We start from the raw sequence: 16,346 nt of genomic DNA, 5'->3' as shown, positions 1-16,346 counted from the left end.
CATCTTTGTAGCTATGCGAATTTATCCGATAGAAACAGGAAACTTTAAATTAGACGGTGGCGCTATGTTTGGCGTGGTTCCGAAGACGATTTGGCAAAAGACAAATCCTGCCGATGAAAAGAACATGATCTCAATGGGCATGCGTTGTATGTTGATTGAAGATAGAGATCGTTTAACACTAATTGATACAGGAATTGGTAATAAGCAATCCGATAAGTTTTTTGGGTATTACTACTTATATGGAGACTTTTCATTAGATACTTCTTTAGCAAAATATGGATTCCATAGAGACGATATTACCGATGTGTTTTTAACACATCTACATTTTGACCATTGTGGAGGAGCAATTCAATGGAATAAAGACAGAACAGGGTATGAACCAGCTTTTAAAAATGCACGTTTTTGGAGTAACCAACGTCATTGGGACTGGGCAGTACACCCAAATGCCAGAGAAAAAGCATCTTTTTTAAAAGAAAACATCCTGCCAATTGAAGAAAGTGGACAACTAAATTTTTTGCACCTAAATGCAAAAGATTATGTAGGGTTTGATGTGTTGTTTAAGGATGGACATACCGAAAAACAAATGCTGCCAAAAATAGAATACCAAGGAAAAACAGTAGTGTTTATGGCAGATTTATTGCCAACAGCAGGTCATATTCCTTTGCCGTATGTGATGGGGTATGATACAAGACCGCTACTAACCTTAAAAGAAAAAGAAGCCTTTTTAAACGAAGCAGCCGATAAAGAGTTTTACTTGTTTTTAGAACACGATGCCTACAATGAAGTAATAACAGTAAAGCATACAGAAAAAGGAGTTCGTTTAAAAGAAACATTTAAGTTTACAGATATTTTTAATTAAGATAGAGATTATGAGAGTTTTAAAGCCCGTATTTTACTCGGCAATTGCAGTAGCTACCTTAGCTAGTTGTAAGACAGTAAGCAACATTCCTGTACCAACAGGAAGTAATACCGTAGTGAATATCCCAGCAAAAAAAGCTGAATTAACAGACTACGAGAAAGAAAACTGGCAACATTTAGACTTGGCTACAGATACAATTCCTGGAATGAGTGTAAATAAAGCGTATGAGTTCTTAAAAGGAAAAAAGAGCGTCCAAGTAGTAGTAGGAATTGTTGATTCGGGTACTGATTTAAAACATGAAGACTTAGTTGATGTAGCTTGGGTAAATACTAAAGAAGTCGCTGGAGACGGAATTGATAATGATAAAAATGGTTATGTTGATGATATCAACGGGTGGAATTTCTTAGGAGACGCTTACAAAGAGCATTTAGAGTATGAGCGTATTTTAATGAGACCTTCTATAGCAGATGCGGAAACCCTAGCAGAAGCAAAAGCGTATCAAGCAGAAAAAATTAAGGAGGCAAAAACTAATGAACAACGTTATAGTCAGATCTTAGCAGCAGTTAGTAAGTCAGATGAAGAGTTAACGAAGTATTTTAATAAATCAGATTACACTATTGAAGAAATTGAAGCAATTAATACTTCTAACTCTAATTTACTCTTAGCTATAGAAACAGCTAAAAGAATGAATGGTTTTGGACTGTCTTTATCTAAGGCTAAAAAAGAAATAACAAGTTTATTAGAGAAAGCTAAGAAAACAATTAAAGGAGATAACCTAAAAACAGATTACCGTACAGTAGTTGGTGATGATGCGTATGATATTAATGATAAACCAGGTTATGGAAACGGTAATACAGGACATACTGTAAAAGACGAAGCGCATGGTTCTCATGTGTCAGGAATTGTAGGAGCTACTCGTAATAACGGAAAAGGAATGAATGGGGTTGCTGATAATGTTAAAATTATGGCAGTACGTTCAGTTTCTGAAGGAGATGAGTATGATAAGGATGTTGCCTTGGGTATCCGTTATGCAGTTGATAATGGAGCAAAAGTAATAAATGGTAGTTTTGGTAAAGGGTTTTCTCCTAACAAAAAATGGGTTTACGATGCGATTAAGTATGCAGCATCAAAAGATGTTTTGGTTGTTATTGCAGCAGGAAACGATGGAAAAAATATTGATGTAGAAAAAACCTTCCCTAATGATACTCCAGATTTAGAGAATGAAATTACAGACAATGTATTAACAATTGGAGCTATGAGCGCAAAGTATACTGAAGAATTGCCAGCAACTTTTTCAAATTATGGTAAAAATAACGTAGATGTATTTGCTCCAGGTGTGAAAATTTACTCTACTTTTCCAGATGATACTTATGAATCAATTAGTGGTACTTCAATGGCTTCTCCAGCAGCAGCAGGAGTAGCAGCATTAGTGCGTTCTTACTACCCTGAGTTAACGGCAAGTCAAGTAAAGCACATTTTAATGAACTCTGGAACTAAGATAGATTTAGAGGTTGTTAAACCAGGAACTAGAGATGAGATGGTACCTTTCTCAGAATTATCAGTGTCAGGGCGTGTTGTAAACGCATACAACGCGGTTAGAATGGCTGATAGAATGGTAAACGGAAGAAAATAAAACCATTATAAACAAGCTAAAAAAGAGCATTATTTTTTGATGCTCTTTTTTTGTTATAAGAAAACACAATGCAACTAGAATTCAATAAGAAAACACAAGAATTAACAATTAAAGATGAAGTGCCAATGCATTCATGGTTAATTATTTCTTTGATGTTAATTAATGGAATTAATATGGGAGTTCAGTTGTATTTAATGAGTTATAAAAACAATGAAACTCTTTTTGTTTTTATGTTTTTACTTGCAGTAGTTTCTGTAGTAGTAATATTTTATTATGTGGTAAAAAGATCATGGAAATCTAAATACCTGCTTGATGAAATTGAAGGAATAGAAACAAGGAAAGTTTATGGAAAAGAACGAGTTTTTCTAAAGTTACGTAACGGAAAAAGGCGTAGTTTTCCAGTGCTAAAAAACGAAAAAGAACTAAATGACTTTAAGAAAACACTAACCTCAATGGGAATTAAACCAGTTTAATATGAAGAAAATAATCTTAAGCCTTTTATTGTTACCGGTTATTTCTTGTGCTACTGTAAATAGTACAAAAAACAAAACCGTAACAAAAACAAAAGTACACAAGCAATCAAACCAAGCGTATTGGCAACAACATGTTGATTATACCATGGATATTGATATGGATGTTAAAACATATCAATACAAAGGAACACAAAAATTGGTGTATACAAACAACTCACCAGATGCGTTAAATAAAGTATTCTATCACTTATACTTCAATGCGTTTCAGCCAAACTCTCAAATGGATGCTCGTTCAAGAAATATTCAAGACCCGGACAGGAGAGTAGGAGATCGCATTAGTAAATTAACACCTTCAGAAATAGGATATATTAAAGTAAACTCTTTAAAACAAAATGGATCAGTAGTAAAGCATGAAACTATTGGAACCATTTTAGAAGTTACACTAAATAAGTCAATTCAACCAGGAGAAAGTGTAACGTTTGATATGATTTTTGATGCACAAGTGCCAAAACAAATCCGCCGTTCGGGACGTAATAGCGCAGAAGGAGTTGCTTTGTCAATGACACAATGGTACCCTAAAATGGCTGAATACGATTTTGAAGGTTGGCATACACCGCCATACTTAGGGAGAGAATTTCACGGAGTTTGGGGTAATTTCGATGTAACACTTCATATTGACAAAAACTATGTAGTAGGAGGAACAGGATATGTGCAAAATCCGCAGGAAGTAGGTCATGGTTACGAAGACAAAGCAAAACCTTTAAATCTTCCGTCAGGAGATAAATTAACTTGGAAATTTACAGCGCCAAATGTACATGACTTTACTTGGGGAGCAGATCCAGAGTTTATTCACGATACTTATAAAATGGATAATGGAGTAGATTTACACTTTTTATACAAAAAAACATTAGATGCTGAATATTTAGAGAATTGGAAAAAATTACAACCTAAGACAGCAGAGTTAATGGGTTATTTTGGTTCACATATTGGTCAATACCCATACAGGCAATACTCGGTTATCCAAGGAGGAGATGGAGGTATGGAGTATGCAATGTGTACTTTAATTACAGGACAACGTAAATGGGGAAGCTTATTTGGAGTAACAGCACACGAATTAGCACATACTTGGTTCCAATTCTTATTAGCAACTAACGAAAGCAAGCACCCTTGGATGGATGAAGGGTTCACCACCTATATTTCAAACAAAGCAGAAAACGAGATTTTAGGAGAAGGAAAAGAAAATCCACATGCAGGTTCTTACCGAGGATATAATTACGTGGTAAAGAATAATATGGAAGAGCCTTTAACAACGCACGCTGATAGATATCATACGAACACAGCGTATGGAGTAGCTAGTTACTCAAAAGGAAACATTTTCTTATCTCAGTTAGAATATGTTATCGGAAAAGAAAATGTAGCAAAAACGTTACAAAAGTATTTTGAAGACTTTTCTTTTAAACATCCAACACCAAATGATATAAAACGTACTGCTGAAAAAGTTTCAGGACTTCAGTTAGATTGGTATTTGAATGAATGGACACAAACGACACATACTATTGATTACGGAATTAAATCAGTAAACGGAAAAGAAGTTACCTTAGAACGTATTGGTAAAATGCCAATGCCAATTGATGTTGAGGTAACGTATACTGACGGTTCAAAAGAATCATTTAATATTCCGTTACGTATGATGCGTGGAGAAAAACCAACCAATGCTACAGTTATTACAGACTGGACTTTTGCACATCCAACGTACACTTTTACAACAAAAAAAGAGGTGAAATCAGTTGAGATAGATCCATCTAAATTAATGGCAGATGTAAATCAGGAAAACAACTCTTACGGAAAGTAAGTTCAAGCCAAATAAAATTATTAAAACGGAAAATCTATATAGGTTTTCCGTTTTTTTATTGCTAAAACTTAATCCATAATTTTCTTTGTGTAATTATCTCATAGATTCTATGTAATTTTGTTGCTTAGACCTTTTAGGAAGCTCTTGATTGATTCTATTTTAAGAGAAAACTATAGAAGGCTGTAAAAATAGAACACGTACATAATTTATAAAGATGTCAGAAGAAAAGAAATCATTGAATTTTTTAGAGCAAATTGTTGAAGAAGATTTGGCAAATGGAATGCCAAAAGAAAATTTGCGTTTTCGTTTTCCGCCAGAACCAAACGGATACTTACATATAGGACATACAAAAGCTATTGGTATTAGTTTTGGTTTAGGAGAAAAATACAGTGCTCCAGTAAATCTTCGTTTTGATGATACAAACCCAGCAAAAGAAGAGCAAGAATATGTAGATGCTATTAAGCGTGATGTATCTTGGTTAGGATATCAATGGGAAAAAGAATGTTATTCTTCTGATTATTTCCAGCAATTATACGATTGGGCAGTTCAATTGATTAAAGATGGGAAAGCATACGTAGATAACCAATCTTCTGAGGCAATGGCAGAACAAAAAGGAACGCCAACGGAATCAGGAGTAGCAGGTCCGAATAGAGATAGAAGTATTGAAGAGAATTTAGATTTATTCACACGTATGAAAAACGGTGAATTTGAAGAAGGCTCTCATGTATTGCGCGCTAAAATAGACATGGCTTCACCAAACATGTTAATGCGCGACCCTATTATGTATCGTATTTTAAAGAAAGAACACCATCGTACAGGAAGTGACTGGGTAATCTACCCAATGTATGACTGGACCCATGGTGAAAGTGATTATATCGAACAAATCTCTCATTCACTATGTTCATTAGAGTTCAAACCTCACCGTGAACTTTATAATTGGTTTAGAGATAATGTGTATGAATATAGTCAATCAGAATACCCATTACCACCAAAACAAAGAGAATTCTCACGTTTAAACTTAAGTTATACGGTAATGAGTAAACGTAAGTTGATGAAATTGGTGGGAGAAGGAATCGTTTCTGGATGGGATGATCCACGTATGCCAACCATTTCAGGGTTGCGTCGTCGTGGGTACACACCGGCAGCTATTCGTAGTTTTGTGGATACTGTAGGAGTTTCTAAGCGTGAAAATGTGATTGATGTAGCATTGTTAGAGTTTAAAATCCGTGAAGATTTAAACAAAACAGCGAATCGAGTGATGGGAGTTTTAGATCCAGTAAAAGTGGTGATAGATAATTACCCAGAAGATCAAGAAGAAATCTTAATTGCAGAAAACAATCCAGAAGATGAAAATGCTGGAACGAGAGAAGTGCCTTTTTCAAGAGAAATTTATATAGAACGTGAAGATTTTAGAGAAGAAGCAAACAAAAAGTTCTTCCGTTTAAAATTAGGAAAAGAAGTCCGTTTAAAGAATGCATATTTTATTACAGCTAATAGCGTGGAAAAAGACGAAAATGGAAATATTACTGTAATTCACTGTACGTACGACCCATTAACAAAATCAGGAAGTGGAACCGAAGAAAGTAAGCGTAAGGTAAAAGGAACCTTACATTGGGTGTCGGTAAAACACGCGGTAAAAGCTGAGGTAAGAGCGTATGACAGGTTGTTTTCAGATGAAGCACCAGACAGTCACAAAGACAAAGACTTTATGGCGTTTTTAAATCCAAATTCGTTAGAAAAAATCACGGCTTATGTTGAACCAAGTTTACAAACAGCAAAAATTGGAGACCGTTTTCAGTTCCAACGTTTAGGGTATTTTAATGTTGATGACGATTCAACACCCGAAAATTTAGTATTCAATAAAACTGTTGGATTACGAGATAATTGGGCGAAAAAGAATAAATAGTGCCAAAAGGTATAAAACAAATAAAAAACGCTGCTTTTAACTAAAAAGTGGCGTTTTTTTTAACAAAAAAATCAATTTTCACTTTTCATTAGAATATGTATCTTTACAGATTAAGGATAGTTGTTATAAGATAAATTTTATACAACTGAAAATCAAATAATAAAAATGTTTTTTGATACTGTAAATACCACAGGTTTAAAAAACATTTCAAAAAAATATACTATCGTATGAGTTGTAGCAGTTGCTCAACTAACAAAAGCGGTGTGCCGAATGGCTGTAAGAGTAACGGAAATTGTGCTACGGGCACATGTGGAAGTGGAAATAAGCTCGCTGTTTTTGATTGGTTATCGAACATGACTTTACCTACGGGTGAAGCTCCATTTAATGTTTTTGAAGTCCGTTTTAAAAACGGACGAAAACACTTTTATAAAAATCCTGAAAACCTAACCCTTTCTATGGGAGATGTGGTTGCGGTTGAAGGATCTTCAGGACACGATGTTGGTATTGTTTCTTTAGCAGGAGAGCTTGTAAGAGTTCAAATGAAAAAAAGAAAAATTACTGCAGATAGTGATGATGTAAAGAAAATTTACAGAAAAGCATCTCAAAAAGATATTGATGTTTGGCAAACTGCTCGTGATCGCGAGCAAGAAACCCAACGAAAAGGAAGAGAAATTATTAGTCGTTTAGGCTTAAAAATGAAACTTTCTGATGTTGAATATCAGGGAGATGGAACAAAAGCTACTTTTTATTACACAGCAGATGAACGTGTAGACTTTCGTCAGTTAATTCGTGATCTGGCTAGTGCTTTTTCTATTCGTGTAGAAATGCGTCAGGTTGGTATGCGTCAAGAAGCAGCCCGTTTAGGGGGAATAGGTTCTTGTGGTAGAGAACTATGTTGCTCAACTTGGTTAACCGATTTTAGAAAAGTAAATACCGCAGCAGCTCGTTATCAGCAGTTATCATTAAATCCGCTAAAGTTAGCAGGACAGTGTGGTAAGTTAAAATGCTGTTTGAATTATGAATTAGATACGTATTTAGATGCGTTACAAAGTTTCCCTAAACAAGACAAAGTACTAAAAACAGAAAAAGGAGATGCTGTTTTCGTTAAAATGGACATCTTCAAAAAATTACTTTGGTATACCTACAAGGAAGAAAGTTTTAAATGGTATAAACTGTCGTTAGATCAAGTTCAAGAGATTATAGAATTAAATAAAAATAATGAACTTGCTTTACCGTTAGAAGAGTACGAATTAGAAATTACTGAAGAAGTTTCTGTTGATTTTGAAAATGTTGTTGGCCAAGACAGTTTAACACGTTTTGATGTGCCTAAAAAAGGACGTAAAAATAATAGACGTAAGAAAAGAAACCCAACAAATAAGAAACAAGCAGATAAACAACCTTCTACACCTAGAAACAAAAAGCCACAAGGAAAACCTGCAAAGACTGAAGGAGGTCAGAAAACAGAAAAGAAGAGAGTTGATAATAGGAAACCAAAACCTAAAAACAACCCAAGAAGCAGAAAACCTAAACCAGAAGGTAATACAGCTGAAAAACCACAAGGGCAACATAAAAAGCAAAAAAACCAAAGAAGAAAAAACAACAATCAACGTAAAAAAAACAATAACGATAATAAAGATAACACCAATAATGAGAAGTAAAATTGGCATCATTTTTTTAGTAGCTACGCTATTTGCTTCATGTGATTCAAATAGTGAGTTTGACAACTATCTGGCGCTTCCAAAAAGTTCATGGAATAAAAAAAATGCAATACAATTTACATTTCCAATTAACGATTCTATTGGTAAGAAAAACCTTTTTATAAACCTTAGAAATAATAAAGATTATGCATACAGTAATCTTTTTTTAATTACACAAATGAATTTTCCTGATGGGCAAATAATCATAGATACATTGGAGTATGATATGGCAGATGTTAGAGGGAAGTTTTTAGGACAGGGTTTTACTGATATTAAAGAAAACAAACTTTTTTATAAAGAAAACATAACGTTTCCCCGCAAAGGAGAGTATACTTTTAAAGTTCGACAAGCCATGCGAAAAAATGGAGAAATAGAAGGTGTTGAAGAACTGAAAGGGATAACTCATGTAGGGTTTAGAATTGAAAAAATAAAGTAATGACAGAGAAAAAAACAACAAGTTTTAGTAAGTACATTAAATGGTTTTGGGGTATCATTTTAGGAGGTTTCCTGTTTGTTTGCCTACTTTTTTTACTAGCTTCTTGGGGAGTGTTTGGAGCATTGCCAACTTTTGAGGAGTTAGAAAACCCAGAGAATAATTTAGCAACCGAAATTATTTCTTCGGATGGTAAAACTTTAGGGAAATATGCTGTTGAAAATAGAACACCTATAAAATATAAAGACATTCCACAGAATATGGTGAAAGCCTTGGTTTCAACGGAAGACGAGCGTTTTTATGAACATTCAGGAATTGATTTTAGAGGAACAGCAAGAGCCGTTTTAAAACCAGGGAGTGGAGGAGCAAGTACCATAACCCAACAGTTAGCAAAAATGCTATTTACAGGAAAAGCTTCTAGAAATATTTTTAAAAGAGTACTTCAAAAAGTAAAAGAATGGGTAGTGGCCGTAAAACTGGAGGGTCAATATACTAAAGAAGAAATCATAACCATGTATTTAAACAAATACGATTTCTTAAATCAAGCAGTAGGAGTTCGTTCAGCAGCTCGAATTTATTTTGGAAAAGAACCAAAAGAGCTAGATGTAGAAGAATCTGCAATGCTGGTAGGAATGCTTAAAAACTCTTCTCTTTTTAATCCATTAAGAAGAAAAGAGATGGTAAAACAACGTAGAAATGTTGTTTTAAAGCAAATGAATAGAAATGATTTTATTACTGAACAGGTAAAAGATTCCTTACAAAAACTAGGTTTAGGGCTTAATATTAATAGAGAAGGTCATAGTGATGGTTTAGCAACATACTTTAGAGAGCATTTAAGAAGTATTTTGAAAGAATGGGTAAAAGAGCATCCAAAGCCAAATGGAGAAGAGTATAATATTTATAGAGACGGATTAAAAATTTATACTACGATAGATTCTCGTATGCAGCAATATGCAGAAGAAGCAGTAAATGAGCATATGGCCAATCTTCAAGCCTATTTTAACAAAGAACAAAAAAGAAATAAAAAAGCTCCTTTTTATGATATAAACAAAAAAGAAATAGAAAAAATAATAAGAAGAGCAAAGCAAAATTCAGATCGTTACAAACGAATGAAAGCAGCTGGTAAATCTGAAAAAGAAATAGATAAGGTCTTTAATACAGCTACTGATATGCGTATTTTCACATGGAAAGGTGAACGCGATACAGTAATGACACCTTATGACTCAATACGCCATTATAAATACTTTTTACGTTCAGGGTTAGTTTCTATTGAACCGCAAACAGGTCACATTAAAGCTTGGGTAGGAGGAATAAATCATAAGTATTTTAAATATGATGCAGTTGAGCAACAAAAACGTCAAGTAGGTTCTACGTTTAAACCTTTTGTATATGCTACTGCAATTAATCAATTAAAAATGTCACCTTGTGATAAATTGCCAAACACACCATACACTATTCCTAAGGAAAAATATGGAATGCCAAAAGATTGGACACCTAAAAATGCAGGAGGTAAATATGGAGGGGAACTTACGTTAAAAGAAGCTTTAGCAAAATCAGTAAATGTAATTACAGCACAGCTAATTGACAAAGTTTCACCAATAAATGTAGTTCGACTAGCAGAATCTTCAGGAATAACGTCTAAATTAGAGGCAAATCCGTCTATCGCATTAGGAGCAATTGATTTATCATTATTAGAAATGGTAAGTGCATATTCAACTTTTGCTAACAAAGGATTACGTGTAAGTCCACTAATGGTTACTCGAATTGAAGATAAAAACGGAACTGTTTTAGAAGAATTTGTACCTCAAACCAAAGAAGTATTAAGTGAAGAATCTGCATATGTAATTTTAGACTTGATGCAAGGAGTAACAAGATTAGGTTCAGGAGCACGTTTACGATCAACATGGACTTCCGCAGGTGATGCTGCAACAGGTTTCCCTTATAAATTTACCAATCCAATTGCAGGTAAAACAGGTACCACACAAAACCAATCAGATGGTTGGTTTATGGGGATTGTTCCTAATTTAGCAACAGGAGTTTGGACAGGAGGAGAAGATAGAGCTACACATTTTGCAGGATTAAAATATGGTCAAGGAGCAACAATGTCGCTACCTACATGGGCTATATTTATGAGGAAGTGCTATGAAGATAAGACATTAGAGGTAAGTAAAGGAAGTTTTGAAAAGCCTAAAAATATAAGTATAAATTTAGATTGCTCAAAAACAGAGGAAACGAAAGAAGGAGAAGAAGAAACAGCCCCAGACGATACAGATTTTTAGTATAATTGTAGCGTATTTAAAACCTCACTTATTGAGTAAAGCTTAAAAACAACAACTATAATGATAAATAAAAAAGTAAATAACGTACAAGAAGCATTACAAGGTGTACAAGACGGCATGACCTTTATGTTAGGAGGGTTCGGTTTGTGTGGAATACCTGAAAATGCTATTGCTGAGTTAGTAAAAATAGGAGTAAAAGATGTTACTTGTATTTCTAATAATGCAGGAGTTGATGATTTTGGTTTAGGGTTGTTATTGCAAAATCATCAAATAAAAAAAATGATTTCTTCTTATGTTGGAGAAAATGATGAGTTTGAGCGTCAAATGTTGTCCGGAGAATTAGAAGTAGAATTAACACCACAAGGAACTTTAGCAGAAAAATGTAGGGCTGCACAAGCAGGTTTTCCCGCTTTTTACACACCAGCAGGTTATGGTACAGAAGTAGCAGAAGGAAAAGAAACTCGTGAGTTTGACGGAAAAATGTATGTTTTAGAACCAGCGTTTAAAGCAGATTTTGCCTTTGTAAAAGCATGGAAAGGTGATGCAGCAGGAAATTTAATATTCAAAGGGACTTCAAGAAACTTTAATCCAAATATGTGTGGGGCAGCTACGATAACAGTTGCTGAAGTTGAAGAATTAGTTCCAGTAGGAGAATTAGATCCAAATCAAATTCATATTCCAGGAATTTTTGTACAACGCATTTTCCAAGGAGAAAAGTATGAGAAGAGAATTGAACAACGAACCGTTCGTAAACGAGACTAATACCTTATAATGTAACAATGTATCAATTTGAAAATGTAACAATGAAGAACCCTGTAGTAGATAAATCAGTAGAAGTTGCATTGTTGGTTATTGAATATTGTGAACAGTTAGAAAACGAACGAAAATATGTAATTGGTCGTCAATTGTTAAAATCAGGAACAAGTATTGGAGCCAATATACATGAAGCTCAGAACGCCGAAAGTAAAGCAGACTTTATTCATAAAATAAAGATTGCGACCAAAGAATTAGATGAAACCAAGTATTGGTTAACTCTTTGTGAAAAGTCTAAAAATTACCCTACAAATAAAGTTTTAACTGAAAAAATTAAGGAACTAGGGTTGATTTTATACAAAATATTAAGTACAAGTATTAAAAGTAATAAGTAGCTCATTGCTATATTGTTACATTATTAAATTGATACATTAAAGAAAATGTTAGATAAAAACGGAATAGCGAAAAGAATCGCAAAAGAAGTAAAAAACGGATATTATGTAAATCTTGGTATCGGAATTCCAACATTAGTAGCCAATTTTGTTCGTGATGATATTGAGGTAGAATTTCAATCAGAAAACGGAGTACTAGGTATGGGACCTTTTCCTTTTGAAGGAGAAGAAGACGCTGATGTTATCAATGCAGGAAAACAAACCATAACAACTATGCCAGGGGCTAGTTTTTTTGATTCTGCTACTAGTTTTTCAATGATTCGAGGTAAGCATGTACACTTAACTATTTTAGGAGCTATGGAAGTTGCTGAAAACGGTGATATAGCGAACTGGAAGATACCAGGAAAAATGGTAAAAGGTATGGGAGGAGCGATGGATTTAGTAGCCTCTGCCGACAACATTATTGTAGCGATGATGCACACTAATAAAAGAGGGGAATCTAAGCTACTTAAAAAATGTTCATTACCATTAACAGGAGTAGGTTGTGTAACAAAAATTGTAACAAACTTGGCCGTATTAGAAATTAAAGACAATAAGTTTTACTTATTAGAAAGAGCTCCTGGAGTATCAGTGGAAGAAATTAAAGCAGCTACAGAAGGAACTCTGATTGTCGAAGGAGACATCCCAGAAATGGATATTTAACAAAATTATAGGATTAAATAAAGACGTAAGGCACTATGCTTTACGTTTTTGTATTTTAAATATATAGATGAAAATAATCTCATACAACGTAAACGGAATTAGGGCGGCATTAAAAAAAGGATTTATCGATTGGTTACAAGCGGCAGACCCAGATGTAATATGTATTCAAGAAACCAAGGCACACAAAGAGCAGTTAGATGTAACTGAGTTTGAAAATGCAGGGTATCTATATCATTATTGGTTTTCAGCAGAAAAAAAAGGATATTCATCCGTAGCAATTTTCTGTAAAGAAGAACCAAAACATATAGAGTACGGAACAGGAATAGAATCGATGGATTTTGAAGGAAGAAATCTTCGTGTAGATTTTGATGAGGTTTCTGTAATGAGCATGTATTTACCCTCAGGAACAAATAGTGCTCGATTAGACTATAAATTCAATTACATGGATGAAATTCTTGAATATGCCACAGAATTGAGAAAAACCATTCCGAATTTGGTTATTTGTGGAGATTATAATATTTGTCATGAAGAAATAGATATTCACAATCCTAAAATGAAAGGAGTGTCTGGTTTTTTACCAGAAGAACGTGAGTGGTTAGGAAAATTTATAGATAGTGGATTTATAGATAGTTTCCGTCATTTGCATCCAGAAAAACAAGAATACTCTTGGTGGAGCTACCGAGCAAACGCAAGAGCAAACAATAAAGGTTGGCGTATTGATTACAACATGGTAACTGAAACTTTAAAAGACAAAATTTCAAGAGCGTATATTTTACCAGAAGCAAAACATTCAGATCATTGCCCAATTGCAGTTGAATTAGATTTATAAAACCAACATGAAAAAATTACTAACACTACTCCTTTTTACAACTTCAATTTTTGCACAACAACCTATTGATAGCCTTTCTGTAGCTAAAGACAGTGTTGATGTTGTGGTAAATGATTCTATAAACTCAGCGCAAAACCAAGAGCTATTTTCTACGGAAGATTTAAAGATGATTGATAGCTTACTAGTTGAAGAAAAATTTAATTCATCATTGTTTGATAGTATTCAATACGTAATTAATGATAAGGACATTTTAGGTAACACAACCACAATTCTTACAACCGATTTATTAAAGAAAAGGTTACAAGACTTAAACGTAAGAACACCTTTTCATTTAGAGTACAATCCTGCGTTAGAAAAAGTGATTAATAGTTATTTAAAATATCGCAAAAAATACTATCCTGCATTAATGGCTCGTGCTCAATATTATTTTCCAATGTTTGAGCAATACCTAGATCAATACGACATCCCTTTAGAGATGAAATATTTGGCTATTGTTGAGTCAGCGTTGAGACCAGATGCTCGTTCTTGGGTAGGAGCAACGGGGTTATGGCAGTTTATGTATGGAACAGGAATTCAGTTTGATTTAAAGGTGAACTCGTATGTAGATGAACGTCAAGATCCAGTAAAATCAACAAAAGCAGCATGTCAATACTTAAGTCAGTTGTATAAAGTTTTTGGTGATTGGGATTTAGCCTTAGCAGCATACAACTCAGGTCCAGGAAATGTATCAAAAGCGATAAGACGTTCTGGAGGCTATAAAAATTATTGGAATATTCGTCCGTTTTTACCTCGTGAAACGGCAGGGTATGTACCAGCATTTTACGCAACGATGTATATTTTTGAATATGCAGAAAAGCATCACATTTATCCAGAAGCACCTAAGATTTTCAATTTTGAAACCGATACCGTTCGTGTAAAAAGAACAATTAGTTTTGATCAAATTTCAGAAAAAACAGGTATAGATTCTGATTTATTAGCATTCTTAAACCCGTCGTATAAGCTAGATGTTATTCCGTATGTAAAAGAAAAAAACTATGCAGTTCGATTACCTCGAAGAGACTTAATGGACTTCTTAGAAAAGGAAAAAGAAATTTACGTTTTAGCAAACGAAGATGATGCTAAAAGAGAGAAGCCATTACCAAAATACTTCGAAATGGATAAGCGCATTCGCTATAGGGTTCGAAGTGGAGACTATTTAGGTAAAATAGCTAATAAATTTGGGGTACGAGTAAGAGATATTAAACGTTGGAATGGCTTACGAACACATCACTTAAAAATAGGACAAAGATTAAGTGTTTACCCTAAAAGAATGGCTGTTCCAAAAAAGGTTTCAAAGAAAAAATATAAAACACCAACAGGTAAGCATGAGGTGTATGTTGTTAAAGAAGGAGATTCATTATGGACCATTTCAAAAAAATATCCATCAGTTTCTGTTGATGAAATAAAAAAATGGAACAATATTTGGAGTGTTAAAAGTTTAAAGCCAGGAATGAAACTTAAAATTTTTAAAAGCTAAAAATACAACTACTAAACACCACAAACTATGAATAAACTAATAGCATTATTTGTCCTGATTTTTATAACAGTTTCGTGTAAAAATAAAGGGAAAAGCGATTATATTTTACCAACTTCAAATGGAAATACCAATAAAATATTGGTAGTTATTAAAGGAAATGATTGGGAAGGTAAAATTGGTGATGAAATTCGCTCTGTTTTTGGAGAGCATCAGGTAGGATTACCACAGCCTGAAACATTACTTTCAGTAGGACAAATAGATCCTATAGGATTTAAAGGTTTTATAAGGAATGCAAGAGCTGTTTTGATTCTTAGAGAAGGAGAAAAAGAAAAAATAGCAGTAGAAAAAAACAAATATGCTGAACCTCAAATTTTAGTTTATGCAACAGCTAAAAGTAAAGGAGCTTTGGTTGACTTGATTCGCAACAGAGGAAAAGAGATTATTAAATTATTTAAAGATGAAGATGTAAAATTTACTCAAAACATTTTTAAAAAAGAAAAATTAGATGAAAGCCAATTCAAAACAATAAAAAAATTAGGTATTTCATTAACCATTCCTGAAAGGTTTAAACTTGTTGAAGATACAGGAGACTTTTTATGGTTACGTCAACACTTAAAAAGTGGAATTGCAAGAGGTGATGGAACTAACAATGTTTTAGTGTATAGTTATCCGTTAGAAGACGAAAGCAAGGTCGCAGACAACATTACAAGAATGAGAGATACAATTGGTAAAAAGTACATCCCTGGAACTAAAGAAGGGATGCACATGATTACCGAACAAGCATACACTCCATTTACTTTTGATGCAGAAATTGATGGTAAAAAAGCCTATGAAACTAGAGGTAAATGGGAAGTAAAAAACGATTTCATGGCAGGGCCATTTATTAACTATACAATAATTGATAAAGAAAACAAACGTGTCATTGTTTTTGAAGGATTTACTTATGCTCCATCAGTAAACAAACGAGATTTCATCTTTGAATTAGAAGCGATAGCAAAGTCTTTAAAAATAAAATAAAAGAT

General features: G+C 33.8%; 14 protein-coding genes. All 14 read left to right on the top strand.

Features of this window, described 5'->3' with window-relative positions:
• The first annotated feature begins 13 nt into the window (after window positions 1-13).
• The 14 genes from C7448_RS01310 to C7448_RS01245 all read left to right on the top strand — a co-directional run bounded on the left by C7448_RS01310 (window position 14) and on the right by C7448_RS01245 (window position 16,341).
• Window positions 14-859 (top strand): MBL fold metallo-hydrolase, encoded by an 846-nt coding sequence (locus C7448_RS01310; protein ID WP_115899561.1) that lies wholly within the window; start codon window positions 14-16, stop codon window positions 857-859.
• 10 nt (window positions 860-869) lie between these two features.
• Complete coding sequence (locus tag C7448_RS01305; protein WP_115899560.1) at window positions 870-2,492, top strand: S8 family serine peptidase; 1,623 nt, start codon at window positions 870-872, stop codon at window positions 2,490-2,492.
• 68 nt (window positions 2,493-2,560) lie between these two features.
• The gene (locus C7448_RS01300; RefSeq protein WP_115899559.1) at window positions 2,561-2,965 is read left to right on the top strand and encodes a hypothetical protein; all 405 of its coding nucleotides are present in this window, start codon (window positions 2,561-2,563) and stop codon (window positions 2,963-2,965) included.
• A 1-nt stretch (window position 2,966) separates the two neighbouring features.
• Window positions 2,967-4,817, top strand: coding sequence for a M1 family metallopeptidase (locus C7448_RS01295; RefSeq protein WP_115899558.1), 1,851 nt, complete (start codon window positions 2,967-2,969; stop codon window positions 4,815-4,817).
• A 214-nt stretch (window positions 4,818-5,031) separates the two neighbouring features.
• Window positions 5,032-6,723, top strand: coding sequence for a glutamine--tRNA ligase/YqeY domain fusion protein (locus C7448_RS01290; protein WP_115899557.1), 1,692 nt, complete (start codon window positions 5,032-5,034; stop codon window positions 6,721-6,723).
• Between the two features lie 227 nt (window positions 6,724-6,950).
• Complete coding sequence (gene ricT, locus C7448_RS01285; RefSeq protein ID WP_115899556.1) at window positions 6,951-8,381, top strand: PSP1 domain-containing protein; 1,431 nt, start codon at window positions 6,951-6,953, stop codon at window positions 8,379-8,381.
• Window positions 8,371-8,856: a gliding motility lipoprotein GldH gene (locus C7448_RS01280; RefSeq protein WP_115899555.1), complete on the top strand. Its 486-nt coding sequence runs from the start codon at window positions 8,371-8,373 to the stop codon at window positions 8,854-8,856. Before ricT ends, C7448_RS01280 begins: the two co-directional genes overlap by 11 nt.
• Window positions 8,856-11,132 (top strand): penicillin-binding protein 1A, encoded by a 2,277-nt coding sequence (locus C7448_RS01275; RefSeq protein ID WP_115899554.1) that lies wholly within the window; start codon window positions 8,856-8,858, stop codon window positions 11,130-11,132. Before C7448_RS01280 ends, C7448_RS01275 begins: the two co-directional genes overlap by 1 nt.
• 60 nt (window positions 11,133-11,192) lie before the next feature.
• On the top strand, window positions 11,193-11,894 hold the full coding sequence (locus C7448_RS01270; protein WP_115899553.1) for a CoA transferase subunit A: 702 nt from the start codon (window positions 11,193-11,195) through the stop codon (window positions 11,892-11,894).
• 41 nt (window positions 11,895-11,935) lie between these two features.
• On the top strand, window positions 11,936-12,280 hold the full coding sequence (locus C7448_RS01265; protein WP_211321874.1) for a four helix bundle protein: 345 nt from the start codon (window positions 11,936-11,938) through the stop codon (window positions 12,278-12,280).
• A gap of 45 nt (window positions 12,281-12,325) precedes the next feature.
• Window positions 12,326-12,979, top strand: a complete 654-nt coding sequence (locus tag C7448_RS01260) for a 3-oxoacid CoA-transferase subunit B (protein WP_115899551.1) — start codon at window positions 12,326-12,328, stop codon at window positions 12,977-12,979.
• Window positions 12,980-13,046: 67 nt separating this feature from the next.
• Window positions 13,047-13,808, top strand: coding sequence for an exodeoxyribonuclease III (locus C7448_RS01255; protein ID WP_115899550.1), 762 nt, complete (start codon window positions 13,047-13,049; stop codon window positions 13,806-13,808).
• A gap of 7 nt (window positions 13,809-13,815) precedes the next feature.
• Window positions 13,816-15,324, top strand: coding sequence for a lytic transglycosylase domain-containing protein (locus C7448_RS01250; protein WP_115899549.1), 1,509 nt, complete (start codon window positions 13,816-13,818; stop codon window positions 15,322-15,324).
• A 27-nt stretch (window positions 15,325-15,351) separates the two neighbouring features.
• A complete protein-coding gene (locus C7448_RS01245; protein ID WP_115899548.1) occupies window positions 15,352-16,341 on the top strand; it encodes a DUF4837 family protein in 990 nt (329 codons plus the stop codon).
• Window positions 16,342-16,346: the final 5 nt, after the last annotated feature.

It is taken from the genome of Tenacibaculum gallaicum, assembly GCF_003387615.1.
Classification (GTDB): Bacteria; Bacteroidota; Bacteroidia; order Flavobacteriales; family Flavobacteriaceae; genus Polaribacter; species Polaribacter gallaicus.
This window is presented reverse-complemented; position numbering and strand designations above follow the sequence as displayed.